The organism is Streptomyces sp. NPDC006197 (genome assembly GCF_040613865.1).
Taxonomy (GTDB): domain Bacteria; phylum Actinomycetota; class Actinomycetes; order Streptomycetales; family Streptomycetaceae; genus Streptomyces.
Genome location: NZ_JBEXSZ010000007.1, coordinates 15,744 through 39,356 on the forward strand (window position 1 = coordinate 15,744; position 23,613 = coordinate 39,356).

The 23,613-nt window shown below is 74.9% G+C and carries 21 protein-coding genes; 13 read left to right on the forward strand and 8 right to left on the reverse strand.

Annotated features, from left to right (window positions below):
- Nucleotides 1-97: 97 nt before the first annotated feature.
- The 3 genes from ABZ318_RS03460 (at nucleotide 98) to ABZ318_RS03470 (ending at nucleotide 2,633) form a co-directional block, all read left to right on the forward strand.
- Nucleotides 98-1,033 carry a M56 family metallopeptidase gene (locus ABZ318_RS03460; RefSeq protein ID WP_356900819.1) on the forward strand — a complete coding sequence of 312 codons (936 nt, stop codon included), beginning with the start codon at nucleotides 98-100 and terminating at the stop codon, nucleotides 1,031-1,033.
- Between the two features lie 100 nt (nucleotides 1,034-1,133).
- Entirely contained in the window at nucleotides 1,134-1,832 is a 699-nt protein-coding gene (locus tag ABZ318_RS03465) for a phosphatase PAP2 family protein (protein ID WP_356900820.1), read from the forward strand.
- Between the two features lie 129 nt (nucleotides 1,833-1,961).
- Entirely contained in the window at nucleotides 1,962-2,633 is a 672-nt protein-coding gene (locus tag ABZ318_RS03470; protein ID WP_356900821.1) for a helix-turn-helix domain-containing protein, read from the forward strand.
- Here the strand turns inward: ABZ318_RS03470 and ABZ318_RS03475 are convergent.
- Nucleotides 2,612-4,150 (reverse strand): hypothetical protein, encoded by a 1,539-nt coding sequence (locus ABZ318_RS03475; RefSeq protein ID WP_356900822.1) that lies wholly within the window; start codon nucleotides 4,148-4,150, stop codon nucleotides 2,612-2,614. The genes ABZ318_RS03470 and ABZ318_RS03475 overlap by 22 nt on opposite strands.
- A 176-nt stretch (nucleotides 4,151-4,326) precedes the next feature.
- On the opposite strand from ABZ318_RS03475, the gene ABZ318_RS03480 reads away from it, so the two are divergent.
- Complete coding sequence (locus ABZ318_RS03480; RefSeq protein WP_356900823.1) at nucleotides 4,327-4,977, forward strand: DUF305 domain-containing protein; 651 nt, start codon at nucleotides 4,327-4,329, stop codon at nucleotides 4,975-4,977.
- A 71-nt stretch (nucleotides 4,978-5,048) separates the two neighbouring features.
- On the opposite strand, the gene ABZ318_RS03485 is transcribed toward ABZ318_RS03480, so the two are convergent.
- Nucleotides 5,049-5,402, reverse strand: coding sequence for an ArsR family transcriptional regulator (locus ABZ318_RS03485; protein ID WP_356900824.1), 354 nt, complete (start codon nucleotides 5,400-5,402; stop codon nucleotides 5,049-5,051).
- A gap of 123 nt (nucleotides 5,403-5,525) precedes the next feature.
- Here ABZ318_RS03485 and ABZ318_RS03490 point away from each other — a divergent pair, with 123 nt between their 5' ends.
- Both ABZ318_RS03490 and ABZ318_RS03495 read left to right on the forward strand, forming a co-directional pair.
- Nucleotides 5,526-6,605 carry an NADH:flavin oxidoreductase/NADH oxidase gene (locus tag ABZ318_RS03490; RefSeq protein ID WP_356900825.1) on the forward strand — a complete coding sequence of 360 codons (1,080 nt, stop codon included), beginning with the start codon at nucleotides 5,526-5,528 and terminating at the stop codon, nucleotides 6,603-6,605.
- A gap of 97 nt (nucleotides 6,606-6,702) precedes the next feature.
- On the forward strand, nucleotides 6,703-7,785 hold the full coding sequence (locus ABZ318_RS03495; protein WP_356900826.1) for an exo-alpha-sialidase: 1,083 nt from the start codon (nucleotides 6,703-6,705) through the stop codon (nucleotides 7,783-7,785).
- Between the two features lie 99 nt (nucleotides 7,786-7,884).
- On the opposite strand, the gene ABZ318_RS03500 is transcribed toward ABZ318_RS03495, so the two are convergent.
- Nucleotides 7,885-8,562, reverse strand: coding sequence for a uracil-DNA glycosylase (locus ABZ318_RS03500; RefSeq protein ID WP_356900827.1), 678 nt, complete (start codon nucleotides 8,560-8,562; stop codon nucleotides 7,885-7,887).
- An 89-nt stretch (nucleotides 8,563-8,651) separates the two neighbouring features.
- Here ABZ318_RS03500 and ABZ318_RS03505 point away from each other — a divergent pair, with 89 nt between their 5' ends.
- Both ABZ318_RS03505 and ABZ318_RS03510 read left to right on the forward strand, forming a co-directional pair.
- Entirely contained in the window at nucleotides 8,652-9,647 is a 996-nt protein-coding gene (locus ABZ318_RS03505; RefSeq protein ID WP_356900828.1) for a BadF/BadG/BcrA/BcrD ATPase family protein, read from the forward strand.
- A 213-nt stretch (nucleotides 9,648-9,860) separates the two neighbouring features.
- Nucleotides 9,861-10,784 carry a hypothetical protein gene (locus ABZ318_RS03510; RefSeq protein WP_356900829.1) on the forward strand — a complete coding sequence of 308 codons (924 nt, stop codon included), beginning with the start codon at nucleotides 9,861-9,863 and terminating at the stop codon, nucleotides 10,782-10,784.
- A 116-nt stretch (nucleotides 10,785-10,900) separates the two neighbouring features.
- Here ABZ318_RS03510 and ABZ318_RS03515 read toward each other — a convergent pair whose 3' ends face one another.
- From ABZ318_RS03515 to ABZ318_RS03530, 4 genes are all read right to left on the reverse strand, one after another.
- The gene (locus tag ABZ318_RS03515) at nucleotides 10,901-11,956 is read right to left on the reverse strand and encodes a lactonase family protein (RefSeq protein WP_356900830.1); all 1,056 of its coding nucleotides are present in this window, start codon (nucleotides 11,954-11,956) and stop codon (nucleotides 10,901-10,903) included.
- Between the two features lie 249 nt (nucleotides 11,957-12,205).
- Nucleotides 12,206-13,699, reverse strand: a complete 1,494-nt coding sequence (locus ABZ318_RS03520; protein ID WP_356900901.1) for an FUSC family protein — start codon at nucleotides 13,697-13,699, stop codon at nucleotides 12,206-12,208.
- Nucleotides 13,700-14,024: 325 nt separating this feature from the next.
- Nucleotides 14,025-16,142 carry a SpoIIE family protein phosphatase gene (locus ABZ318_RS03525; protein WP_356900831.1) on the reverse strand — a complete coding sequence of 706 codons (2,118 nt, stop codon included), beginning with the start codon at nucleotides 16,140-16,142 and terminating at the stop codon, nucleotides 14,025-14,027.
- 36 nt (nucleotides 16,143-16,178) lie between these two features.
- Nucleotides 16,179-16,538, reverse strand: coding sequence for a hypothetical protein (locus ABZ318_RS03530; RefSeq protein ID WP_356900832.1), 360 nt, complete (start codon nucleotides 16,536-16,538; stop codon nucleotides 16,179-16,181).
- On the opposite strand from ABZ318_RS03530, the gene ABZ318_RS03535 reads away from it, so the two are divergent.
- The 3 genes from ABZ318_RS03535 to ABZ318_RS03545 all read left to right on the forward strand — a co-directional run bounded on the left by ABZ318_RS03535 (nucleotide 16,516) and on the right by ABZ318_RS03545 (nucleotide 18,210).
- Nucleotides 16,516-16,995, forward strand: coding sequence for an Lrp/AsnC family transcriptional regulator (locus ABZ318_RS03535; RefSeq protein WP_030686050.1), 480 nt, complete (start codon nucleotides 16,516-16,518; stop codon nucleotides 16,993-16,995). The two genes, ABZ318_RS03530 and ABZ318_RS03535, sit on opposite strands and share 23 nt — an antisense overlap.
- A gap of 105 nt (nucleotides 16,996-17,100) precedes the next feature.
- A complete protein-coding gene (locus ABZ318_RS03540) occupies nucleotides 17,101-17,493 on the forward strand; it encodes a helix-turn-helix transcriptional regulator (RefSeq protein WP_356900833.1) in 393 nt (130 codons plus the stop codon).
- A gap of 99 nt (nucleotides 17,494-17,592) precedes the next feature.
- Complete coding sequence (locus tag ABZ318_RS03545) at nucleotides 17,593-18,210, forward strand: DinB family protein (RefSeq protein WP_356900834.1); 618 nt, start codon at nucleotides 17,593-17,595, stop codon at nucleotides 18,208-18,210.
- Nucleotides 18,211-18,216: 6 nt separating this feature from the next.
- On the opposite strand, the gene ABZ318_RS03550 is transcribed toward ABZ318_RS03545, so the two are convergent.
- Nucleotides 18,217-20,277, reverse strand: coding sequence for a SpoIIE family protein phosphatase (locus ABZ318_RS03550; RefSeq protein ID WP_356900835.1), 2,061 nt, complete (start codon nucleotides 20,275-20,277; stop codon nucleotides 18,217-18,219).
- 434 nt (nucleotides 20,278-20,711) lie between these two features.
- On the opposite strand from ABZ318_RS03550, the gene ABZ318_RS03555 reads away from it, so the two are divergent.
- Together ABZ318_RS03555 and ABZ318_RS03560 are read left to right on the forward strand one after the other, a co-directional pair.
- Entirely contained in the window at nucleotides 20,712-22,346 is a 1,635-nt protein-coding gene (locus ABZ318_RS03555; RefSeq protein WP_356900836.1) for a hypothetical protein, read from the forward strand.
- A gap of 53 nt (nucleotides 22,347-22,399) precedes the next feature.
- Nucleotides 22,400-23,613: protein kinase (locus ABZ318_RS03560; protein WP_356900902.1), on the forward strand; the 1,214-nt coding region annotated here is incomplete at its 3' end.

Sequence of the window (23,613 nt, forward strand, 5' to 3'; positions counted from 1 at the left end):
CGGCGACAGCGGCTTCCGGCCAACCAAACCGTGGCGTACGTCACTTGCCGTCCGTGCCCATACCCCCGGCGAGTACCGCGCTCATAGGCTGACGCCCATGTGGGTCTCCCTCGCGCTGTTCCTGCTCGGCGTCCTGACCGCCGTCGCGGCCCCCCGGCTGCTGTCCCGAGCCGACTGGGTGGAGCGAGAACCCGTGGTGGCCCTGTGGGTGTGGCAGTGCGTGGTGGCCGCGGTGCTGGTCAGCTTCGCGCTCTCCATGACGTTCAGCGCGTCCGCGACGTGGAAGGCCGTGCGGGGACAGGTCTTCGCGGGCGCGCCGAGCGCGGTGGTCGACGCGTACGAACTCGGCACGTCCGGGCCCTGGTCGGCGGTGCTCGCCGTGGTGCTGGCGGCCGGCGGGCTCTGGTCGGGGGCGATGCTGGGCCGGGAGATCGGCCGGGCCCGCGCCCGGCGCCGCCGGCGCCGCTGCGATCTGCTCGTCCGCGCGCCCCTGCTGCCCGGGGAGCGGCCGGGCAGCGAGCGGCTCGTCGTCCTGGAGGGCGAGCGGGCGGACGCCTGGTGGATGGCCGGCTCCGCGCCCCAGCTGGTCATCACGACGGCGGCGCTGCGGCGCTTGAAGGGGCGTCAGCTGGACGCGGTCCTGGCGCACGAGCAGGGCCACGCCCGGGCGCGGCACGACTGGCTGCTGCACTCCTCGGCGGCGCTGGCCGCCGGATTCCCGGGGGTCCCGGTCTTCGCGGCCTTCCGCGAGGAGATGCACCGCCTGGTGGAGCTGGCCGCCGACGACGTGGCCTCGCGCCGCTTCGGGCGGCTGACGATCGCGCTCGCGCTGGTCGAACTCAACGAGGACCGGGGCGTCTTCGGCCCCGGCCCGGCGCACGACGCCGATCTGCCGCAGCGGGTGAACCGGCTGCTCACCGCGGCTCCCCGCCTCACCGCAGGGCGCCGGCTCCGGCTGACGGCGGCCGCGTCCCTGGTGCCCGTGGTCCCCGTCCTCGTGGCCTTCGTCCCGGCGCTCAGCGCGCTGGGATAGCGGCCGGTGGCGGCGCGCACGGGCGGACGGGGTCCCGGCGGCGACGCGCACGGGCCGTGCGGAGGGCCGTGCGGGGCGGATCGTCGGGCAGGATCGGCGCATGCGCTCCTCCGCCGTGGCCTCCGGAGTCCTGGCCCTGATCCTGTTCGTGCTCGTCGCGGTGGGATGGCCGCCGCTGCTCTCCTTCGACCGTTCGGTCGCCGAGGCGCTCCACCGCAGCGCCCTCGCCCATCCCGGCTTCACCCAGGTCAACCGCGTCCTGACGGACTGGGTGTGGGACCCGTGGACGATGCGTGCCCTGGCCGCGGCCGCCACGGTGGTGCTGTGGTGGCGGCGGGAGCGCTGGGCGGCCCTGTGGGTAGCGGGGACGAGCCTGCTGGCCGCCGGCTCCCAGCAGGCCCTCAAGGCGCTGGTGGGGCGGGAGCGGCCGCAGTGGGCCGAGCCCGTCGACTCGGCGCGGTACGCCGCCTTCCCGTCGGGTCACGCGATGACGGCGACGGTCACCTGCGGGCTGCTGCTGTGGGTGCTCGCCCTGCGCTGGCGGGACGAGTGGCGCGGCTGGGGCACCCTGGCGAGCGCGGCCGTCGTCTCGGTGCTCGGGGTGGGCTGGACGCGGGTCTACCTGGGCGTGCACTGGCCCTCGGACGTCGTGGAGGGCTGGCTGCTCGGCTGGTGCTGGGTGGCCGCGGCGGTGCTCACGTACCGGTGGAGCGAGCGGCGGGGAGCGGCACGCCGCTCCCCCGGAAACGACGGCGGCGGTGCGGGGAGCGGCGGGAGCAGAATGGGAGAAAGACGATGAAGCCGTCTGTTCTGGACGATCCCCCGTGTCGCCCAGAACAGACGGCATCCCCGGCGGTATGCCACACGGGCATGCCGACGGGATGCGCCGAGTATATTGGCCGGCAGCCAGTCAACGCAGGAGTCCAGCATGTCCCCGCGTAGCCCATCGGTCAATGAAGAGCTTCGGCGCCGGTCGCGCGAGCGGATTCTCCAGGCCACGGTGGAGCTGATCGACACCCATGGCTACGAGGCGACCACGCTCGGCGACATCGCGGAGCGGGCCGGTACGGCGCGGGGGCTGATCTCGTACTACTTCGTGGGCAAGCGGCAGCTGCTCCAGGCGGCGGTGCACCGGCTGATGCACCTCACCCTGGAGGAGGCGCTGGAGCGGGAGCCGCGCACGGAGGACGGCCGCGAGCGGCTGGCACGCGCGATCGACGCGATCCTGGGGCTCGCCGTGACCCGGCCCACGCTGATGCGGACCCACATGGCGAGCATCCTGCAGGCCGAGGGGTTCGTGCAGTGCGAGGAGCAGCAGCGCCTGGCGTTCCTGCTGCGGGACACGGTCGCGCGGTACGGCTCCACGGACGTGGACACGGACTACCCGCTGCTGCGCGCCCTCCTGATGGGCTCGGTGGTGGCGGCGCTGCTGCCGGGGGCTCCGATGCCGCTGGTGCGCCTGCGGTCGGAGCTGTTCCAGCGGTACGGACTGGACTGGGAGGCGGGTGCGCCGCCGGGCGGGGGTCCGCCCGGCGGCACTCCGGCGCTCGGGCCGTCAGCCGGCCGTCACACCGCCGGTCAGTCGTCGAGGTCGAAGTAGTCCGGCTGGGTCTGGACGTTGAGCTGGTCCATCCGGATCCGCTTCGCCGGGTCCGTACGGCGGTCGGAGAGCTTCAGCACGTCGAAGCCCTTCGCGATGTCGTTCGAGTAGATGTGGCCGTTGTAGTAGTACGCGGACCAGGAACCGCCCGTCGCCATGGTGGTGGCGGACAGCGGGCCGCGCTCGAAGTAGGCGATCTCCTTCGGAGCGGAGGAGTCGGTGAAGTCCCAGACGGAGACGCCGCCCTGGTACCAGGCCTGGACCATGAGGTCCTTGCCCTTGACCGGGATCAGCGAGCCGTTGTGGGCGACGCAGTTCTCGGTGTCGGCCTGGTGGCGCGGGATCTTGAAGTAGCTGCGGAAGACGAGCTTGCGCCGGTCGCCCTTGCCGACGATGTCGTAGATGCCGTCGGCGCCGCGGTGGGGGCCGACCTGGGCGTTGCAGGTGGCAGCGCCGCCGCCGCCGAGCTCGTCGGTGAAGACGACCTTGTTCGCCTTCTGGTTGAAGGTCGCGGAGTGCCAGAACGCGAAGTTGACGTTGTCCTGGACCTGGTCGATGACCCGCGGGTGCTCGGGGTCCTTGATGTCGAAGAGGATGCCGTCGCCCATGCAGGCGCCGGCCGCGAGGTTCTCCGACGGAAGCACGGTGATGTCGTGGCAGCCGGTGGTCTTGGAGACGCCCGGGTTGGTGGGCGCGCCCGGGTTGCCGCCGCCGTCCGGGCCCTCGCCCGGGAAGAGGACGGGGAAGTTCACGACCGCCGCCTGCTCGGGCGCCTTGCGGGGCACCTTGATGACGGAGATGCCGTCGTGCGGGGGCTGGCAGTCCGGGAAGGCCGCGTTGGGCGAGTAGGAGGAGACGTAGACGTACACGTTCTTGCCCTTGGGCAGGATCGTGTGGGTGTGGGAACCGCAGTTGGTCTCGACGGCGGCGACGTACTTCGGGTTGGCGATGTCGCTGATGTCGAAGATCTTCATGCCCTCCCAGGACTCCTTGACCGAGGCGGGCTGCGTCGTGCTGGCGCACGAGTTGTCGCTCCGGGAGGAGTCGGTGGAGAGGAAGAGCAGGTTCCCGGAGACGGAGATGTCGTTCTGGGAGCCCGGGCAGAGGACCTGGGCGACCGTCTTCGGGGCCTTGGGGTCGCTGATGTCGAAGATGCGGAAGCCGTCGTAGTTGCCGGCGAAGGCGTACTTGCCCTGGAAGGCGAGGTCCGAGTTGGTGCCCTTGAGGGCGTCCTTGGGGATGTTCGTGAGGTGCTCGATGTTCTGGCTGTGGACGATCTCGTCCACGCCGGGTATCTCGCCGCTCTGGATGGCGGAGCGCGCCTCGGCGGCCTGCTGCGAGGAGACCGTGCCCTGTGCGGGGCCGGCGTCTCCGGGGTCGGGGGTGGCGGCCGCGGGGCCTGCCGCGAGCAGTGTGGCCAGCAGCCCGGCGGCGGCGGATGCCACACCCAGGCGTCTGGAACGGGCACGCGGGTCACGCGTGTCGGACGTGGTACGCGGGGTACGCAACGAAGTCACTCCGTCCTCCCTGATATCCGTTCAGCTTTGAACGGGTGCTGCACCCCGGCAGTATCTTCCGTGGCGTGCACATATCAACAGATGGCAACACGGCCGTCATGAAGGTTTTTGACCGGTCTCCCCGAGAAAAGTGCTAGGAACGGTCACTGCCCCCGCAAGAACCCCTGGAGGTCGCGTTGTTGATCCGCCGTCAGCGTGCCGTCGTCGCCGCGGCCCTGTCCGCCGTCGCCGTACTCGCCCTGGGCGCCTGCGAGTCGGCCCCCGACCAGGGCGCACCGCGGGCCGGGGCCCCGACCGGCCCCGCGGTGGTGGCACCGGGGAAGCCCGGGGAGCCGGCCCGGCGGATATCCCCCGAGGAGGCCGCGCGGCTGCTCCCCGACGAGAGCCCGAACGGCGCGGACTTCCGCTACGTGCAGATGATGACCGTGCACCACCGGCAGGCCCTGACGATGACGGCGCTGGTTCCGGGACGGGCATCCTCGCCCCAGGTGAGGAAGGTGGCCGAGCGGATCGCGGCGGCGCAGCGGCCGGAGATCGACGCGATGGAAGGTTGGCTGAAAAACAACGGCGGTCCGCGCGAGCAGGGCGCCCACGATCACCACGCGATGCCGGGCATGGCGACCGAGGCCCAGCTGAAGGAGTTGCGGGACGCGAAGGGCGAGGCCTTCGACGAGCTCTTCCTGAAGCTGATGATCACGCACCACGAAGGGGCCGTGACGATGGCCGCCGAGGTGCTGAGCGAGGGGAACAACGTCCTCGTGGAGGAGATGGCGAACGACGTGATCGCCCAGCAGACCTCGGAGATCGACCGGATGCGCTCCCTGTAGGCGCGGCCGGAGACGGGAGGGGGCCGGTCGTCAGCCGGCCCCCTCCTCGCGTCCCGCCCGGGCGCCGGACGTCAGACCGCCTCCCCCTCGCGTCCCGCCTGGGCGCCGGCGGCGGCCAGGACGGAGTCGAGGAGGCCGGGGAAGAGGGCGTCGAGGTCCGTCCTGCGCAGGCAGTTGAGCTTGGTCGTGCCCCGGTACATCTGCTGGATGACGCCGCTCTCGCGGAGCACCCGGAAGTGGTGCGTGGTCGTGGACTTGGTGACCGGGAGGTCGAAGTACGAGCAGCTGAGTTCGGTCTCCTCGCGCGCCAGGTCCCGCACGATCCGCAGGCGCACGGCGTCCGAGAGGGCGTGCAGCACCTCTTCGAGGCGGATCTGGTCGCGCGCGGGGTGTTCGAGGACGCGCGGGCTGGTGGTGGTCGTCATGGCGGCGGCTCCACTTCATCCGGGATGCGCCCCATTGTACGAGGACCCTCGTAGTTTGACAGATGCCGTACTACGATGAGTATCGTACGAGCACCTTCGAGGCATCCCGAAACGGAGTCCGTCATGAGCGTCGCCCTGTTCGAGCCCTACGCCCTGCGTTCCCTGACCGTGCCCAACCGGGTCTGGATGGCGCCCATGTGCCAGTACTCGGCGGAGACGAGCGGACCGAACGCGGGCGTCGCCGGCGACTGGCACTTTGCCCACTACGCGGCCCGCGCCACCGGCGGTGCCGGACTGATCCTCGTCGAGGCGACCGCCGTCTCCCCCGAGGGCCGCATCAGCCCGGCCGACCTCGGGCTCTGGAACGACGCCCAGATCGAGGGACTGCGACGCATCTCCGGCTTCCTCAAGGACCACGGCACCGTGCCCGGCATCCAGATCGGGCACGCCGGACGCAAGGCCTCCACCGAGCGCCCCTGGGCGGGCCGCGGCCCGGCCGGGCCCTCCGAGGCCTGGCAGCCCGTCGGCCCCAGCCCGGTCGAGTTCGCCGAGGGCTACCCCGTGCCGACCGAACTGACCGTGGAGCGCATCCGGGAGATCACGGGACAGTTCGCGGACGCGGCCCGGCGCGCCCTGGCGGCCGGGTTCGAGGTCCTGGAGGTGCACGGAGCCCACGGCTACCTCATCGGCGAGTTCCTCTCCCCGCACAGCAACCACCGCACGGACGCCTACGGCGGCTCGTTCGAGAACCGCACCCGCCTCGCCCTGGAGGTCGTCGACGCCGTGCGCGCCGTCTGGCCCGAGGAACTGCCCCTCCTCTTCCGGATCTCCGCCACCGACTGGCTGGAGGAGCAGGGCTGGACGGTCGACGAGACCGTGCGCTTCGCCGCCCTGCTGCGCGAGCACGGCGTCGACCTCCTCGACGTCTCCAGCGGCGGCAACGGCGGACCGGCCGAGATCCCGGTGGGCCCCGGCTACCAGGTGCCCTTCGCCGCCCGCGTCAAGGCCGAGACCGGGCTGCCGGTCGCCGCCGTCGGCCTGATCACCGAGAGCGAGCAGGCCGAGAAGATCCTCGCCAGCGGCGAGGCCGACGCGGTCCTCCTCGGCCGCGAGCTGCTGCGCGACGCCTCCTGGCCGCGCCGCGCCGCCCGTGAGCTGGGCGCGCAGACCCCCGCGCCGCCGCAGTACGCCTGGGCGATCTGACCGCCGGCCGGGCCGGGGGTGTCTCCGGGGGTCGTTGTCAGTGGCCGGGTGCAGACTGGCCCGTATCAGTGACAACGGCGTCCTGGAGGTGGCAGCCATGCCCGACGTACTCCTCACGGTAGGCACCCGCAAGGGCCTCTTCATCGGCCGGAGGCACGACGGCCGCTGGGAGTTCGACGATCCCGGCTTCCCCGCGCAGGCGGTCTACTCGGTCGCCATCGACACCCGGCGGCCGACCCCGCGCCTGCTCGCCGGCGGGGACAGCGCGCACTGGGGCCCCTCCGTCTTCCACTCCGACGACCTCGGCAGGACCTGGACCGAACCGGCCCGCCCCGCGGTGAAGTTCCCCGAGGACACGGGAGCCTCCCTGGAGCGGGTCTGGCAGCTGCACCCGGCACCGGGGCACTCTCCCGACGTCGTGTACGCGGGGACCGAGCCCGCCGCGCTCTTCCGGTCGGCGGACGGCGGCGAGTCCTTCGAGCTCGTCCGCCCGCTCTGGGAGCACCCGACCCGCTCGAAGTGGGTGCCCGGCGGAGGCGGCGAGGCCGTGCACACCGTCGTCACCGACCCGCGCGACCCCGACGCGCTGACGGTCGCGGTGTCGACGGCGGGGGTGTTCCGCTCGCGGGACGGCGGGGCCGCGTGGGCGCCCTCCAACCACGGGGTGTCCGCCGTCTTCCTGCCCGATCCGAGCCCCGAGTTCGGGCAGTGCGTCCACAAGATCGCCCAGGACGCGGGCGACAAGGACCGGCTCTACCTCCAGAACCACTGGGGGGTCTTCCGCAGCGACGACGCGGGCGCGAGCTGGACCGACATCGGCTCGGGGCTCCCCTCCGACTTCGGTTTCGCGGTCGCCGCCCACCCGCACCGCCCCGACACCGCCTACGTCTTCCCGATCACCGCCGACTCCGACCGGGTTCCGGCGGGCCGCCGCTGCCGCGTCTACCGCACGACGGACGCGGGCGGGACCTGGGAGCCGCTGAGCCGGGGACTGCCCGGAGGCGACCACTACGGCACGGTGCTGCGGGACGCGCTGTGCACGGACGACGCGGACCCGGCGGGCGTCTACTTCGGCAACCGGAACGGCGAGGTGTACGCGAGCGCCGACGACGGGGACAGCTGGCAGCTCCTGGCGGAGCACCTGCCGGACGTGCTGTGCGTGCGGGCGGCCGTGATCTGACGACGCCTCATGTTCCGCTGCCGGCCCGACCGGAAGTCCTGCTCCGAGCGGGTCCGACCCGCCGATCGGGGCGCCGGTCCGGCCGGCGCCCCTCCGGGCTCAGGGCAGGCGCCAGTCCACCGGCTCGGCGCCCATGCCGAGGAGCATCTCGTTCGCCCGGCTGAAGGGGCGGGAACCGAAGAAGCCCCGGTCCGCCGACATCGGGGACGGGTGCGCCGACTCGATCGCCGGCAGGTCACCGAGGAGCGGGCGGGCGTTGCGCGCGTCGCGGCCCCACAGGATCGACACCAGGGGTCTGCCCCGGGCGGCCAGCGCGCGGATGGCCTGCTCGGTCACCTCTTCCCAGCCCTTGCCCCGGTGGGCGGCCGGCTTGCGCGGGGCCGTGGTCAGCGCCCTGTTGAGCAGCAGGACGCCCTGCCGGGTCCACGGCGTCAGATCGCCGTTCGACGGCCGGGGCAGACCGAGGTCGGTGTGCAGCTCCCGGAAGATGTTCTCCAGGCTGCCGGGGAGCGAGCGGACCTCGGGCGCGACCGAGAAGCTCAGCCCCATCGCCATCCCCGGCGTGGGGTAGGGGTCCTGACCCACGATCAGGACCCGTACCTCGTCGAAGGGCTGCTGGAAGGCCCGCAGCACGTTCTGCCCGGAGGGCAGGTACGTCCGGCCCGCGGCGATCTCCGCCCGCAGGAAGTCGCCCATCGCGGCGATACGTCCCGCGACGGGGCTCAGAGCCTCCGCCCAGCCGGGCTCCACCAGTTCGTTCAAGGGTCGCGCTGTCACGGTCCGTCACTCTACCGGCCTACACCGACAGTGCCCTGCCTCCTAGACTTCGGAGCGCCCTTCCGACTGCCCCGTGAGGACGGTGTGCCGTGGTCTCCGTGAACGAACCCGCACCAGGTCTGGTCGTCGGCGTCGACTCCGGCGGTTCGGGGCTCCGCGTCGCGCTGGCCGAGGCCGCGAGCGGCACCGTCCTGGAGACCGTCTCCTCCCGCGAGCCGGTGCGGACGGGGCCGGGCGGGATCTCCGCCGGTCACTTCCTGGAGCAGGTCCTGCCCGCCGTCGCCGCCCTGCGGGAGCGGGCCGGCGCGCGGCCGGTCGTCGCCGCGGCCGTGGGCGCCGCCGGAGCGGCGACCCTCGGCGACGAGCTGCGGGCCGAACTGCCGCGCGCCTTCGAGGAGGCCTGGGGCGTACGCCGTCTCGCGCTCGCGGCCGACGCGGTCACCGCCTACGCCGGAGCGCTCGGGCAGCGGCCGGGCGCCGTCGTCGCGGGCGGCACGGGCCTGATCGCCCTCGGCACGGACCTGACGGCCTGGCGGCGGGCGGACGGCTGGGGGCACCTCCTCGGCGACTGCGGCAGCGGCGCCTGGATCGGCCGGGCCGGTCTGGAGGCGGCGATGCGCGCGCACGACGGGCGGCGCGGGGGTTCGACACCGCTCCTGACCCGGGCCGAGAAGCTCTTCGGGCCGGCGGCCGGACTGCCGGGCCTGCTCTACCCCCGTACGGACCGGCCCGCGGTGCTCGCCTCCTTCGCCCCCGAGGTGGGGCGCTGCGCCGCGACGGATCCCGTGGCGGCCGGCATCCTCGCGCGGGCCGGTGTCCACATCGCCGAGGCCGCCGAGGCCGCGTGCCCGGCGGAGCCGGGCGCCCTGGTGGCCCTCACCGGCGGGCTCTTCAAGATGGGCGAGCCCCTGCTCGCGCCGCTCCGGTCCGCCCTCGGGGAGCTGCTGCCGGGGGCCCGGACGGTGGAGGCGGCGGGGGACCCGCTCGCCGGGGCGGTCGCCCTCGCCTCCGCGCTCGCCACCGGCTCCCTGCGTCTGCCGGAAGACCCGTCGCTGCTCCGCCTGTTCGGCGTCGGAGCGGCGTAGGCGAGGCCGTCCGCCCAGGTGGAACGCGGTGCGCGGGAGCGGGAGAAGGCGCGGACGGGGTGACGGAGGGAAGGAAGCGGAACCGGAGCCGGGACGGACGCGAAAGAGTGACGGAACGGAAGCCGGGGCCGAGAGCGGACATAGGGGGACGGAAGGCACGTGACCGCACCTCAGCCGACGGCGCGGCGGGTGAAACCAGTAGCATGCGGCGCCATGAGCTCCCCCACTGGGCCTGCTTCCGGCCTGCCTGTACGAATGCCTCGACCCCGCCAGTCCGGGCGGCACCGTCGCCCCGAACCCGCGGCGGCGCCCGAGGGCGCTCCCGCACTGGTTCTCGCCGTGCCCGGCACGCCGTCCGACGCCATACGCGCGCTGGCCGAGGAGGTCGTGAGCATCGCCCGCTCCGAGCTGCCCGGCCTGGAAGCCGCGATCGGCTTCCTGGAGGGCGACGGCAACGAGTTCCCCTCGCTCGCGTCCGTCCTCACGGCGGCCGCCACGCTGCGCACCGAGCGGTACGAGCTGGCCCTGGCCGCCGGCCGTGAGGCCACCGCCCCGACGGGCCCCGCCGCGGTCGTCGTCCCGCTGCTCGCGGGCCCGGACAGCGCCCAGATGCGCCAGGTGCGCCAGGCCCTGATGGACGGCGGCAACACCGCCGAGCTGACCGACGTCCTCGGCCCGCACCCGCTGCTCGCCGAGGCGCTGCACGTGCGCCTCTCCGAGGCCGGTCTGGCCCGCGCCGACCGCGCCCGGCTGTTCACGGTCGCGACGGCCGCCGACGGCATCATCCTGGCCACGGTCGGTGGCGAGGAGGCCGTGCAGGCTGCCGGGATCACCGGCATGCTGCTCGCCGCGCGCCTCGCCGTCCCGGTGATGGCCGCCGCCCTCGACCAGGAGGGTTCCATCGCCTCCGTGGCCGAGCAGCTGCGCGCCGCCGGCGCGGAGCAGCTGGCCCTCGCCCCGTACCTGATCGGCCCCGAGCTGGCCGACGGTCTCCTCGACGAGGCGTCGAAGGAGGCCGGGTGCGCCGCCGCCGAACCGCTGGGCGCCTACCCGGCCATCGGCAAGCTGGTGCTCTCGCAGTACACGGCCGCGCTGGGCATCGCGCCGCAGCAGCCGCAGGGCGCCCCGTCGCTCTGAGGCCGGCCCTCGCTCTGAGGCTCGCCCTCTGAGGTGCCCGGCCTCGCGTCGTACGGAAGGGCCCGCTCCGGATTCGTCCGGCGCGGGCCCTTCGTCGTGTCCGGGGGCCCGGGGACTCAGCCGAGGACGACGCAGGAGGCCGCGGGGGCCTCGATCGCGCCGGCGCGCGACGGGATCCCGGTCTCCGGGTCGAGGGTGAACCAGGTGACGTCCCCGGAGCGCTCGTTCGCCGCGTACAGGTGCCGTCCGGAGGGGGCGAGGGTCAGGTCGCGGGGCCAGGTGCCGCCGCAGGGCACGGTGGTGACGAGACCGGCCTCGGCGCCGTCGACCCCGAGGGCGAGCACGGCGAGGGTGTCGGCGCCGCGCACGGCGGCCCAGAGGAAGCGGCCGTCGGGGGCGACGACCACCTCGGAGGGATGGCAGGGCCCGGTGGCGCCCTCGGGGACGACGGGGGTCTCCCGGAGCGGTTCGAGGACGCCCCGCGCGGCGTCCCAGCGGCAGACCGTGAGGGTGGGTTCCAGCTCGTTCAGGACGTACGCGTGCGTGCCGGCCGGATGGAAGGCGAGGTGGCGCGGCCCGGTGCCGGGGCGCAGCGCGGTCTCGCCGTGGAGCGCGAGCTCCCCGGTCGCGGGGTCGAGCGCGCAGATCCGTACAGAGTCGGTGCCGAGGTCCACGCTGACGACCCAGCGGCCGCTGGGGTCGGGGAGCACCTGGTGGGCGTGCGGGCGGCTCTGGCGGTCGGCGACGGGGCCGCTGCCCTCGTGCCGCAGGACCGCCGTGGCGGGGCGGGCGGTGCCGTCCTCGGCCAGGGGCAGGGCGGTGACGCTGCCGGAGGTGTAGTTGGCGGTGAGGAGGTGTCCGGCGGCGAGCGCCAGATGGGTGGGGCCCGCGCCGTCGACGGGGACGGGGGCGCCGAGCGGCCGGGGCGCGGGGCCGGTGACGTCGAAGGCGGCGACGGCGCCCGCCTCGGTCTCGGACACGGCGTGGAGCACGGACCCGGCGAGGGCGAGGAAGGAGGGGTCGGCGACGGCGTCGCTGCCGCCGGTGACGGTCAGCGCGCCGGTCTCCTCGTCCACGTCGGCGGCGAGGACGCCGCGGCCGCCCGCCGTGGTGAAGGAGCCGATGTACGCCCGTACCCCGCTCCGGCCTCGGACCGTCCCTGTGCCGCCCACGGCGCCTCCCCTGCTCCCCGGGCCGGTCGCGGTCGACCGGCCGTCGTCTCGTCGGGCCGACGGTAGCAGGCGGTCTAGACCAAAAGAGGGAGTCTGGGCCCCACGGTTCAAGGTGGCGGGGAACTCGGAACTTCGGGAGCGGACGAGCAGAGGGCCCGGGGTGTCCGCGGCGCCTCGTCCAGCACGGCGTCGAGCCGACCGGACCGGGGGACTCCGGAGCGGCGCGGGCCCGGCCCGCACGCCGCCCTCTCAGGAACGGAGCATCCACGCACCGGGCGGGGTCCGCAGCGGAGCGTCCAGCTCCGTGAGCACGCGAGCGAGCCCGCTCGCATGGGCGAGAGCCGGCGCACTCGCGTGGGCGTGGCTCTCGATCCGGAGGTGACCGGTCGGCTCCACCGCGGCCCCTCCGCGAGAGGTGAGGGCTTCCACGGCGGCTTCGACCCGCCAGCAGGCGGCAGCCAGGCGAGCGTCGTGACTCGCGTCCGGGTCGGCGGCGACGGCGACCAGCCCCCGCACCTCCCCGGCCGCTTCGTCGAGAAGCGCGAGGACGCGGCGCGCTCGCTGCTTCCTCCCCCGGAACGGGGTCAGCGGATGCACCAGCGGAGCCAGCGAGAGCCGCACGCGCCCGAGGAGCGCCTCCAGCTCGGCAGCGTGCGGCGTCGGGTCGGCGGTCTCCTCACCGGCCAGACGGCGGACGGACGCCGAGGTGGCGGCCCGGACGCAGAGGAGCGCCCGCTGGATCCACGCGTCGTTCGTCGTGTGCGTCCGGACGGGCAGGACCAGCGTCACGGCGAGGCCCGCGCACACGGCCCCGACGCAGGTCTCGGTCACGCGCAGGAGGAGCAGCGCGCCGTCCAGGACCCCCAGCAGGCCGTAGAGCAGGCTGGCCATGACGGTGACCGCCAGGATCATCCAGCTGTAGGAGACGGGGGCGGCGTAGAAGATCCCGAACACGCACAGGGCGACCAGCAGGGCGGTGACGACGGGCGCGCCCCCCAGCGGGACGGCGATCAGGAATCCGGCGGCGATGCCGGTGACGGTGCCGAGGACGCGGCGGAAGCCCCGTACGAGCGTCTCGCCCCGCGAGGCCGTGTTGACGAAGATCCACCAGACGGTGCCGACGGCCCAGTACCAGCGCTCCTCCGAGAGGAACTGTCCGATGACGAGGGCCGCCCCCGAGGCGACGGAGACCTGGACGGCCTGACGGGTGGTGGCCCGGGCGAGCCCCGTCCCGGGCAGGGCGGCGGGCACGGCCGGCGGCGGGACCCGACGCTCGATGGGCCACAGCACGAAGCGCACGGCCGCGGCCGCGCCCAGGGCGATGCCGGTGGCCGCGTACAGCTCGGGGAGCTGGGCGGGCAGGGCGTGCAGGAACTGGGTCACGAAGAACTGCATGAAGGCGAAGATGCCGAGCGCGTGTCCGCGCGGTCCCCAGCGGCGCGCGTAGACGCCGGCGAAGATCACGAGCAGCCAGACCGCGTCGCGCAGGAGCGGCACGCCGTGCAGGAGGGTCGCGAGGGCCAGCACGGGGAAGCCGGCCGTCGGCAGCAGGGCGGTGGTGACGGCCTGACGGCGCACCGAGGGGTCGGCGACCGTGAAGAGGGCCAGCAGCGCGGCGAGCCCGGCGGTGATGGACGCGATGAGGGACAGGCCGGACAGTTCGGCCAGGGCGACCGCGAGCGCGACGCCGAGGACGGCACGGAGCGAGATCCGGAGCCGGACGAGCCCCGGGTCCGGGGCCATGAAGTACTTCTGCACGGCGGCCAATTCCGCCCCCCTTGATCTGTTCCTCACCGCGCGAGGCTCCCCTGGGGTGGTGGGGGCTCGGACACGACGAAAGCACCGCGGGCCGGTCCGGCCTCGTCGCCGGACGGCGCTGCGGCGCCGAAGATGTGTGATGGCTACAAGGATAGACGGAAGGGGGTACGGCGGCTCAACCGACGGGCGAAAGGGTGGGCCATCGGCCCAGCGACACGGTGGGGAGAGTGACCGGGCGGAGCCATTGGCCCACACCCCCGAACCGGGCGGCCGACGGGGCCGGGGATCCGGCGCCGCGGTCCGACGCCTCCTAGGCACCGTCCCCGTTCAGCTCGGCCCAGACGGTCTTGCCGCCGTCGGTGTACCGCACGCCCCAGTTGTCCGCGAGGGAAGCGCAGATCAGGAGGCCGCGGCCGCCCTCGTCGACGGCTTTGGCGTGGCGGAGGTGGGGCGCGGCCTGGCCGGCGTCGCTCACCTCGCAGGTCAGGGACGGACCGTCGGCGATGAGGCGGAGGACGACCGGGGCGGCGCCGTGGCGGAGGGCGTTGGTGACGAGTTCGCTGGCGACGAGCGTCGCCGCGAACGGGTCGGCGGGGTGGTTCCACCGCCGGAGCCGGTCCTCGACGTGGGCCCGCGCCGTCCCCACGGCGGACAGGTCGTAGGGGATCTCCCATTCGGCGAGCTCGTCCGGCGGCAGGTGCCGGGTGCGGGCGACGAGCAGGACCCGGTCGGGGGCGAGGAGCCGTTCCACGTCGTCGGCCATCGCCTCCGGGTCGCGTCCCGGGTGGGCGAGGGCGGCCATGAGGTCCTCCGTCCGGGGCTCCTCGCCGTCGGAGGCCAGACAGAGGGTGCTGCCCTCGGGCAGGTGGAGCGTCGCGCAGGCGAACGGCGGGCCCTCGGCGCCCAGCAGGGGACCGTCGTCGAGCGGCCGGGTGTCCGCCGTCCCGTCGGGGTGGACGACGACGAGCAGGGAGGCGCCGGCTCGCGCGATGTCGAGCCGCCCGTCGACGGGGTCGTGGACGGCGATCGTGCAGCCGGCGGTGGGGTGGGCGTCGGGGGGCGGCGCGTCGGGCGTGCCGACGGCCGTCGTCCCGCCCTCCCCGGCCGGGCCTTCCATGGCGAGGCCTTCCGCCGCGAGGCCCTCCGCCGCGAGGCCTTCCGCGGCGAGGCCCTCCGCCGCGAGCCGGAGGGTGGTCGCGTGGAGGCGGGCGAGCAGTTCGTGCGGGTCGAGGTCGAGCGTGGTCAGGCTGTGGACGGCGGTCCGCAGACGGCTCATGGTGGCGACGGCGCCGGGCCCCGGGGACTCCACCTGCCCCACGACGAGGGCGACGCGCGCACCCGGCAGGGGGATCACGTCGCACCAGGAGCCGGCGCCGCTGCCGCCGGGACGGTGCCGGCCGGCCACGTCGACGGCGCTCTGGGTGGCCTCCTCCTTGGGCGGCGGCCAGCTCTGCAGGGCGGTCATGACGATGTGCTCCCGGGTGTACCGGAGCGCGTTCTCCAGACAGTTCGCGGTACGGGACGCGAGGGCGTCGGCGAGGGCACGGTCCTCGGGCCCGTACGGCTCGGCGCCGACGAGGCGCTGGAAGGCGACCGCGCCGAAGATCTGCCCGCGTACGGCCAGCGGCACCACGAGACGCGTCGCCCGCTCGTCGCTCGTCGCCGCCGGAGGGAGCGGACGGGCGGGCGACGGCTCCCCGTCCCCGAAGATCCCCGGCAGCAGCACGGCACCGGCCGGCGGGCACTCCGGTCCGGTCCCCACGCCGCCGGTGGCGGTGCAGCGCAGCAGCGGGACCGCGTCCCGGGACTGGAGGGCCGGGTCCTGCCCCCGGAGGACGGCGTCGGTGAGGGCGACCACGACGGAGTCGGCGAACGCCGGCACGGTCACGTCGACGAGCTCCCGTGCGGTGCACTCCACGTCGAGGCCGGTGCCGATCCGCTCGTGCGCCTCGTGCAGCAGCCGCAGACGGGCGTGGGCCTGTTCGCGGTCGGTGACGTCGGTGCTGGTCACGACCACGCCGAGCACCCGGCCCGCGTCGTCCTGGAGGCGGTGGGCGGAGGCGGAGTAGACGCGCTCGGCGTGTTCGGCGCCGGGCGGGTGACCGGTGACGAGCCGCTCGGTCGTGGAGCGGCCCGTCTCGAGGACCTCGCGCAGGACGGCCTCGTCGACGTGCACGCCGGCGAACGAGGCGTACGCCTCGACGGCGGGCAGGCCGAGCATGCGGTCGGCGCGGATGCCGTGGAGTCCGGCGGCGACGGCGTTCACCCGGACGACGCGCAGGTCCGTGTCGAGTACGTGGAGCCCGATGTCGGACTGGGTGAACACCGCGTCCAGGACGGCGTCGCCCCACGCGGTCTCCGCACCCCAGGGCTCGGCCGCCCCGGGCGGGGGCGTCCCCGCCGGATCCTGCCCGCCGTCCGTGTCCACTCGTCGTCGCTCCCGCCGGAAGTGTCCGGCCGCGCCTCAGCCGGTCCCGACGAGCCTCTCCCAGATCGCTCCGTCCCGCGAACCGAGCGGCAGGCGGATCGGGGAGGCCCACCGCGCGGGGAGGAGTTCGCCGCCACCGATCGGCTCGCGTTCGAAGGCGGCCAGGACGTCCCGCGGGGGCGGCCGGGACGACGGGTCCCGTTCCAGAAGTGGCCGGATCAGGCCGTCGAGTTCGCGCGGCAGGCCGTCGAGCACGACCTCGGCCCGCTGCACGTGGGCCAGGAGCCGGAAGGAGTCCGAGTCCGCCGCGTACGGGGCGGGCGTGGGTACAGTCGGAAATCGGACGAGCCGGGGCGAAGGAGGCCGACGGAGCATGGCGGTGGACGAGCTCGACACGCGGATCCTGCGGCTGCTCATCGAGCAGCCGAGGACCAGCGTGCGCGAGTACGCGCGGATCCTGGGGGTGGCCCGGGGCACCGTGCAGGCGAGGATCGACCGCCTGGAGCGGGACGGGGTGATCACGGCGACCGGGCCGGTCCTCTCCCCCGCCGCGCTGGGACACCCGGTGCTCGCCTTCGTGCACGTCGAGGTGACGCAGGGTCATCTGGACGAGGTCGGCGACGCGCTCGCGGGCGTGCCGGAGATCGTGGAGGCCTTCTCCATCACCGGCGGCGGTGATCTCCTGACCCGGGTGGTGGCGCGGGACGCCGGGCATCTGGAGGACGTCATCCAGCGGCTGATCCAGCTGCCCGGAGTGGTCCGCACCCGCACCGAGATCGCGCTGCGGGAGCGGGTGGCGCACCGGCTGCTGCCGCTGGTCGAGGCGGTCGGGCGGCGGTCGGGCACGGCCTGAGCCACCGCTCTGTCCGGTCGGTCCGCCCCCGTGGCCCGGCAGCCGTCGCGAGCCGGCCCCCGACCGCCTTGCAGGGGGGATTCCGTACGGCCTAGCGTGGCCGGCATGCAGTCCTACACCATCGGTCAGGCGGCACGCCTGCTGGGCGTCAGCCCCGACACGGCACGCCGCTGGGCCGACGCGGGCCGGGTCACGACCCACCGCGACGAGAACGGCCGGCGGCTCATCGACGGCCGCGACCTGGCCGCCTTCTCCGTCGAGGTCGGGCAGGGCGCCGGCGACGAGGAGGAACCGTACACCTCGGCCCGCAACGCCTTCCCCGGAATCGTGACCGCTGTCAAGCTCGGCGACGTCGCCGCCCAGGTCGAGATCCAGGCCGGTCCGCACCGGATCGTCTCGCTGCTCACCCGTGAGGCGGTGGAGGAGCTGGGCCTCGAGGTCGGCGTGCAGGCCACCGCCCGAGTGAAGTCGACCAGCGTGCACATCGACCGGGCCTGATCGCCGACGGCCCGGTCCGGAAGGGATATTCGCGGGCACCGGGGCGGGTTCCCGTGGCAGGGTGCGACGGTCCCGTCCCCGTGTGATCCGGAGCGTCCCGTGTCCCTGCCCGAGCGGCTCGTCCCCCTCCTCGACCAGTTCGACTTCGCCCGGCGGCGGCTCACCGACCGGCTGGCGGGGCCGGTGATGGACAGCGGCAACGGGACGGACGTCGAGGTCGGTCCGATCACCGACGCGGAGTACCTCTGGGAGCCGGTGCCCGACTGCTGGTCCGTCCGGCGGCACGCCGACGGCCCGGGGCCGCGTGCGACCGTCCTGGTGGGTGCCGGCGAGTGGGGCCGGGACACGACGCCTCCGCCGCACCCCGCGCCGCCGCCGTTCACGACGATCGCCTGGCGGCTGAGCCACCTCTCCGAGATGCTCGCGCTCCGCGCCGACCACACGAACGGCAGTCGCAGCCTGACCCGTGACGACTTCCGGGCCGGCGGGGACGTCGCCACCGCGCTGCCGGCCTTCGACGCCGCCGCGACCGCGTGGCGCGAGGCGCTGCTGTCCGTCGACGACGAGGCGCTCGACACGGTGGGCCACTGCACCTACCCGCACGGCAGCGACCCGGAGGACCCCTTCCTGGAGATCGTCTGGTGGGTGAACCAGGAACTCCTGCACCACGGGGCCGAGATCGCCCTCCTCCGCGATCTGTACCGGCTGCGCGCGTAGCGGGATTCAGGGGATGGTGCGGGCGAGGAGCATCGCCACGTCGTCCTGGGCGGGGCCCGCGAGGAGCCGTCCGAGGACGTCGTCGCACAGGGTGTCCAGCGGCCGGTCCAGGGGCCGCAGCGCCTCGGCGAGCTGCCGCATGCCCTGGTCGAGGTCGCGGTTGCGGGCCTCGATGAGACCGTCCGTGTAGAGGACGAGGAGTCCGCCTCCGGGCAGGACGACCTCCTCCGTACCGAAGTCGTGCGCTCCGGTGCCCAGCGGGGTCCCGGGCGGTCCGTCGAGAAAGGTGATGGTGCCGTCCGGGGTGGCGACGGCCGGCGGCGGATGGCCGGCGCGGGCGATGACCCAGCCGCCGGTGGTCGGGTCGTGGACCGCGTAGACACAGGTCGCCATCTCGTCCTCGCCGAGGTCGGCCACGACGGCGTCCAGGGAGCTGAGCATGCGGGCCGGTGCGATGTCGTGGCGGGCCAGGGTCCTGACGGCGGTGCGCAGTTGGCCCATGACGGCGGCGGCGTGGATGCCGTGGCCCATGACGTCGCCGATGACGAGGCCCGTCCGGCCGCCGGGCAGCGCGATGACGTCGAACCAGTCGCCGCCGACGTCGTGGGAGCTGGCGGGGAGGTAGCGGCCGGTGAGTTCGAGGCCGGTGACGGCGGGGAGTTCGTTGTTGGTGAGGCTGCGCTGCAGGGTGAGGGCGGCTTCCCGCTGGGTGGTGTAGAGGCGGGCGTTGTCGATGTTGAGGGCGGCCCGGGCGACGACCTCGTCGATGAGGACGCGGTCCTGCGCGTCGAAGGGCTCACGGGTCTTCAGCCGGGTCACCGTGACCGCCCCGAGCACCTGTCCCCGGGCCACCAGGGGGACGAGCCGGGCCGAGCCGATGCGGGTGGCGAGGTAGGTGCGCAGGGACTCGGTGCGCGGATCGGTGAAGAGCGCCGGGATGTCGGAGGTGTAGAGGTTCGTGGGCCGTCCGTGGACGACCACCTGCTCGTAGACCGAGTCGAGGGGGAGCTGGAAGGTCTGGCCCGGGGCGAGGAGGGCCGTGGGCGCGGTCGGGTCGGGGAAGCGGGCCGCGAGCCGCCGCAGCACGCCCCGGGTGGAGTCGGCCGGGTCGTCGGGTTCGAGGACGGACTCCAGCATCTGCACGTCGGCCGAGTCGGCGAGCTGGGGCACGAGGAAGTCGACGACCTCCTCGGCCGTCTGCTGGAGGTCCAGGGTGGTGCCGATCCGGGCGCCGGCCTCGGCGAGCAGGGCGAAGCGGTGGCGGGCGCGCTCGACCTCGATGTGCGCCTCCTGGCTCTCGGTGATGTCGACGAGGGAGGCGATGAGCCCGAGCGGCCGCGATTCGGTGCGGTCGACGAGCGGGGCGTACGAGCAGGACCAGATGTGGTCCCGGTCGGGGTCGGCGGGGGTACGACCGACCCGGCGGGCGTCCACCACGGCCGTACCGCTCTCCATGGCCTGGCGCATGAGCGATTCGAGCCCGGTGGCGTTGACTCCGGGCACGACCTCGGTGAGCCGGCGGCCTATGTGCCGGGCTGCCGACACGCCGTTCATCCGCGCCAGGGCGTCGTTGACGCGCAGGAACCGCAGGTCGGGGCCGAGCAGGGCGAGCCCTATGGGCGACTGGGTGAAGAGGCTCTCCATCGCCGCCAGGTTCTCCCGCATCCGCAGGACCTCGGAGGTCTCCACCGCGATGAGCATCGCTCCCGGACGTCCCTCCGGGTCGGCGGCCGGGACGATCCACATCTCCATGGTGACCGTGTGGCCGTCGCGGTGCCGGACGGGCAGCGTGCCGACCATGGTCTCGCCCGACTGGACGCGGTCGGTGAGCCGGTCGGCGAGTTCACGGTTGGCGTCGGGGACGAGGAGCGGGGTCGCGAGCCTTCCGAGGACGTGCTCCGGCCGGTGGCCGAGGAGGTCCTGCGCGGCGAGCGACCACTCGACGATGCGGCCCTCGGCGTCCTCCCGCCAGAGGGCGATCGGCAGCAGCTCGCGGAGCACGCCCGCGTCCCCGACGGCCGCCCGGGGCGGCTGCGGGACCCTGCTCGACGACTGATGAGTCTCCAACGCCTCGACCTACGCATCGGCCCGGCCCCGGGGGGCGCAATCCCTACCGAATCACCCTAGCCGAGGAGCCGGGGGCGGGCGCTGCGCAGTGCGGCTGATCGGTAGGGGTCCGCTGTCCCCGCCCGGGCCGGCGGGGGGTGGTGCGGGTCGGGTGCGGGGGCCGGTGAGGGGGTCCGGTGCGGGGTGCCGGTGAGGGTTCCGTAGTTCTACGGATGTGCGGGACGGGGCGGGGGTGCGAGAGTCGGTCCGACCTGTGCGCACGGGCGTACCGCCCCTCTCCCGCTCCCCCGCCCCTCTGTCCCTCTGTCCTTCTCCGTGTCCCCGTCCTTCTCCGTGCCCCGCCCCTCCGTGCCCCGCCCCTCCGTGTCCCGCCCCTCCGTGTCCCCGTCCTTCCGCGTGCCCCGTCGCGTCCCCGTCTCCCCGGAGCAGCCCGCATGAGCAGCCGCTCGCCCGACGAGTTCCGTCCCGGCGTGTCTCCGTACGACCGGGGGCCCGGCCGCGGCGAGGAGCCGGAGGACCCGCAGGAGCTGCTGCGCCGGGCCCGGCGGCTCACCGCCGACGGACACCCCGCGGCCGGCGGCGCCTGGGAACGGGCGGCGACGGCCCTGCGGCGTGCCGGCGGCTCCCTCACGCCCGGTGACCACGCCGACGCCCTGGACGCGACCGCGCTCGCCTGCCGGGGCCGGGCCCGGCAGGCGGCGGCCCCGCTCTTCTCCCGCGCCGCCGAACTGCACGAACGGGCCGGGCAACACGGCAAGGCCCTGGTCTCGCGCGCGCGGGCGCTGCTCGGCGCCCCGGAGCCGGGGGCGACGGTCTGCGCCGGCCTCGGGGAGCTGGGCGAGCGGGCGGCCGCCCTGCACACCGCCGGACGGGCCACCGCCGCCGAGACCGCGACGGTGCTCCTGCTGCACTGCCGGGCCCGCGCGGACCTCCTCGACACCGGCCCCGACCCGGTCGCCGAGGCCGCCGCGCTGCGCGCGGAGCTCGCGCGGCTCATCGCCTTCGTCGCACCGCACCGGGCGGCCCCGGCCGTCCTCGGCGTGCTCGCCGAGGCCCGTACGCTGCTCGGCCGCGTCACCGCGCCCGACGACCCGGCCGCCGCCCTCGTCCAGCTGCGGGCCGCGATGGCGGACCACCACGCCGGGGACCGGCGGTGGCCGGCCGCCGAGAGCGTGCTCCTTCTCGCCGGGGTGCTCCGTGCCACCGGCGCCCGCCAGGAGGCGGCCGCACTCCTCCGTGCCGCCCTCGACACGACGGCCCCCAGGGGATGCCGTGCCGACCGGGCGCGGCTCTGCCTCGCCCTCGCGCGCACGCTCGCCGGGATCCCCGGCCGCCCGGCCGGAGACGAAGAGGCCTCCCTCCTCGGGGAGGCCGTCCGGCATGCCGACTCGGTGGCCGGGGACGGGCGGCTGAGCGTCCTCGCCCGTCTCGCGCTCGGCATCGCGCGGGCCGAGCGCGGCCGTTGGCGTCAGGCCTCCGCCGTACTGCGGGAGGCTCTGTCCGGGCTCGCCGAGGCCGGCGACGGCGACGAGGAGGCGCGCGTACGGGCCGGGGCCTGGCTCGCGTTCTGCGCTCTGGGCCTCGGCGAACCCGGCCGCGCGGCGCGGGAGTTCGCGTGCGTGGCGGCGGAGGTCCGGCGGTGGGACGACCTGCGCCACGGCGCGGCCCTGAGCGAGCTCACGGCGCGTGCGCTCGGCGCGGCGGGGTCGCCGGAGAAGGCGGCCCGTGCCCATGAGCGGGCCGCCGACCTGTGGCGGTCGGCCGATGACCACACCGCCGCGGCGCGTTCCCTGCGCGGCCGCGCCCGGCAGGTACGGAAGGTGTGGGGCGCGGCCGCCGCCGAGGTGGTCGAGGCGGAGGCCCGACGGGAGGCGGGACGCGGGCGGCCGGGTGACGCCCGGGAACCGGACGGCGCCCGGGCGTGGCTGCACGGGCTGCCCGAGCCGTACGGGCCGCCCGGCCGCTACCAGGTGGACGTGTACGGCGAGGTGGGCGGGACCGGAACCGGGCCCCGCGGCCCGCGGCGCCGCGAGGAGCAGAGTGTGACCCGAGTACAGGGGTGCGTGTGAACAGAGTGATCGACGGCCGTTTCGAACTGGTGGAGCGGCTGGGTGGCGGCGGGATGGGGACGGTGTGGCGCGCCCGCGACCTGGCCCTCCACCGTGACGTGGCGGTCAAGGAGGTGCGCCCGCCGGACCCGGCGATGGCGGAGCACGACGTCGAGGGCGCCCGGACCCTGCGGGCGCGCGTGCTGCGCGAGGCACGCGCCCTCGCCAGGATCGACCACCCCAACGTGGTGACGATCCATCACATCGTGGACGCGGGCGAGGGCACCTACCCCTGGCTCGTGATGGAGCTGGTCACCGGCGGCTCCCTCCAGGACCGGCTGGAGCGGGGCACGATGACGCCCGCCGAGGCCGCCGCGCTCGGCCGCGAGCTGCTGTCCGCCCTGCGCGCCGCCCACGAGCGGGACATCGAGCACCGCGACGTGAAACCCGCCAACGTCCTCCTGCGGCCGGACGGGCGGCCGGTGCTCACCGACTTCGGCATCGCGGCGATCCGCGAGTCCACCGTCCTGACGGCCTCGGGCTCCATCATCGGCTCGCCGGACTACATGGCGCCCGAGCGGATCCGCGGCGGCACGAGCGGTCCGGCCGCCGACCTCTGGTCGCTCGCCATGCTCCTGTACGTGGCGGTGGAGGGCCGTCACCCGCTGCGCCGGGAAAACACCCTGGCCACCCTCGCCGCCGTCCTCTCCGACGACGTGCCCCCTCCCCTGCGGGCCGGAGCGCTGACCGGCATACTGACCCGGCTGCTCGTACGGGACCCCGCCGCCCGACCCGACGCGGACGAACTCGACCGCGCACTGACGGCCGCCGCGACGGCCGCCCCGGCGGAGGGCTCGGCGGAGGGCTCGGCGCCCGAGGGCTCGGCGGCCGAGGGGGCGGCGCCCGAGGGCTCGGCGCCTGAGGGGGCGACGGGCGAAGGGGCGGCCGAGGGGGCGGCCTCCGCAGCGGGAGGGACGACCTCGTTCCGGCTCGCGCCGCCGAGCGCGGCACCGCCGAGCACTGCCCCGGCGGGCGCGGCGCCGGTGAAGGCCGTGGCAGTGGGCCCCGCGCCTGGGGAAGCCGCGCCGGCGACGGACGTTCCGGTGGCGGTCGCCCCGGGGAGGGGTGCCTCGACGGACGCCGCTCCGGCGGGGACTCCTCCAGCGGGGGCGCCCCCGGTGGGGACCGCTCCAGTGGGGACCGCTCCAGTGGGGACCGCTCCAGTGGGGACCGCTCCAGTGGGGACCGCTCCAGTGGGGACCGCTCCAGTGGGGACCGCTCCAGTGGG

Bases quoted from the DNA above. Each gene is read 5' to 3' on its own strand.
- ABZ318_RS03490 (WP_356900825.1), top strand. From the start codon at position 5,526: ATGAGCGTCGCCCTGTTCGAGCCCTACGCCCTGCGTTCCCTGACCGTG.
- ABZ318_RS03520 (WP_356900901.1), bottom strand. From the start codon at position 13,699: ATGGCCCCGGACCCGGGGCTCGTCCGGCTCCGGATCTCGCTCCGTGCC.
- ABZ318_RS03470 (WP_356900821.1), top strand. From the start codon at position 1,962: ATGTCCCCGCGTAGCCCATCGGTCAATGAAGAGCTTCGGCGCCGGTCG.
- ABZ318_RS03485 (WP_356900824.1), bottom strand. From the start codon at position 5,402: ATGACGACCACCACCAGCCCGCGCGTCCTCGAACACCCCGCGCGCGAC.
- ABZ318_RS03460 (WP_356900819.1), top strand. From the start codon at position 98: ATGTGGGTCTCCCTCGCGCTGTTCCTGCTCGGCGTCCTGACCGCCGTC.
- ABZ318_RS03555 (WP_356900836.1), top strand. From the start codon at position 20,712: ATGAGCAGCCGCTCGCCCGACGAGTTCCGTCCCGGCGTGTCTCCGTAC.
- ABZ318_RS03540 (WP_356900833.1), top strand. From the start codon at position 17,101: ATGCAGTCCTACACCATCGGTCAGGCGGCACGCCTGCTGGGCGTCAGC.
- ABZ318_RS03510 (WP_356900829.1), top strand. From the start codon at position 9,861: ATGAGCTCCCCCACTGGGCCTGCTTCCGGCCTGCCTGTACGAATGCCT.
- ABZ318_RS03535 (WP_030686050.1), top strand. From the start codon at position 16,516: ATGGCGGTGGACGAGCTCGACACGCGGATCCTGCGGCTGCTCATCGAG.
- ABZ318_RS03495 (WP_356900826.1), top strand. From the start codon at position 6,703: ATGCCCGACGTACTCCTCACGGTAGGCACCCGCAAGGGCCTCTTCATC.
- ABZ318_RS03465 (WP_356900820.1), top strand. From the start codon at position 1,134: ATGCGCTCCTCCGCCGTGGCCTCCGGAGTCCTGGCCCTGATCCTGTTC.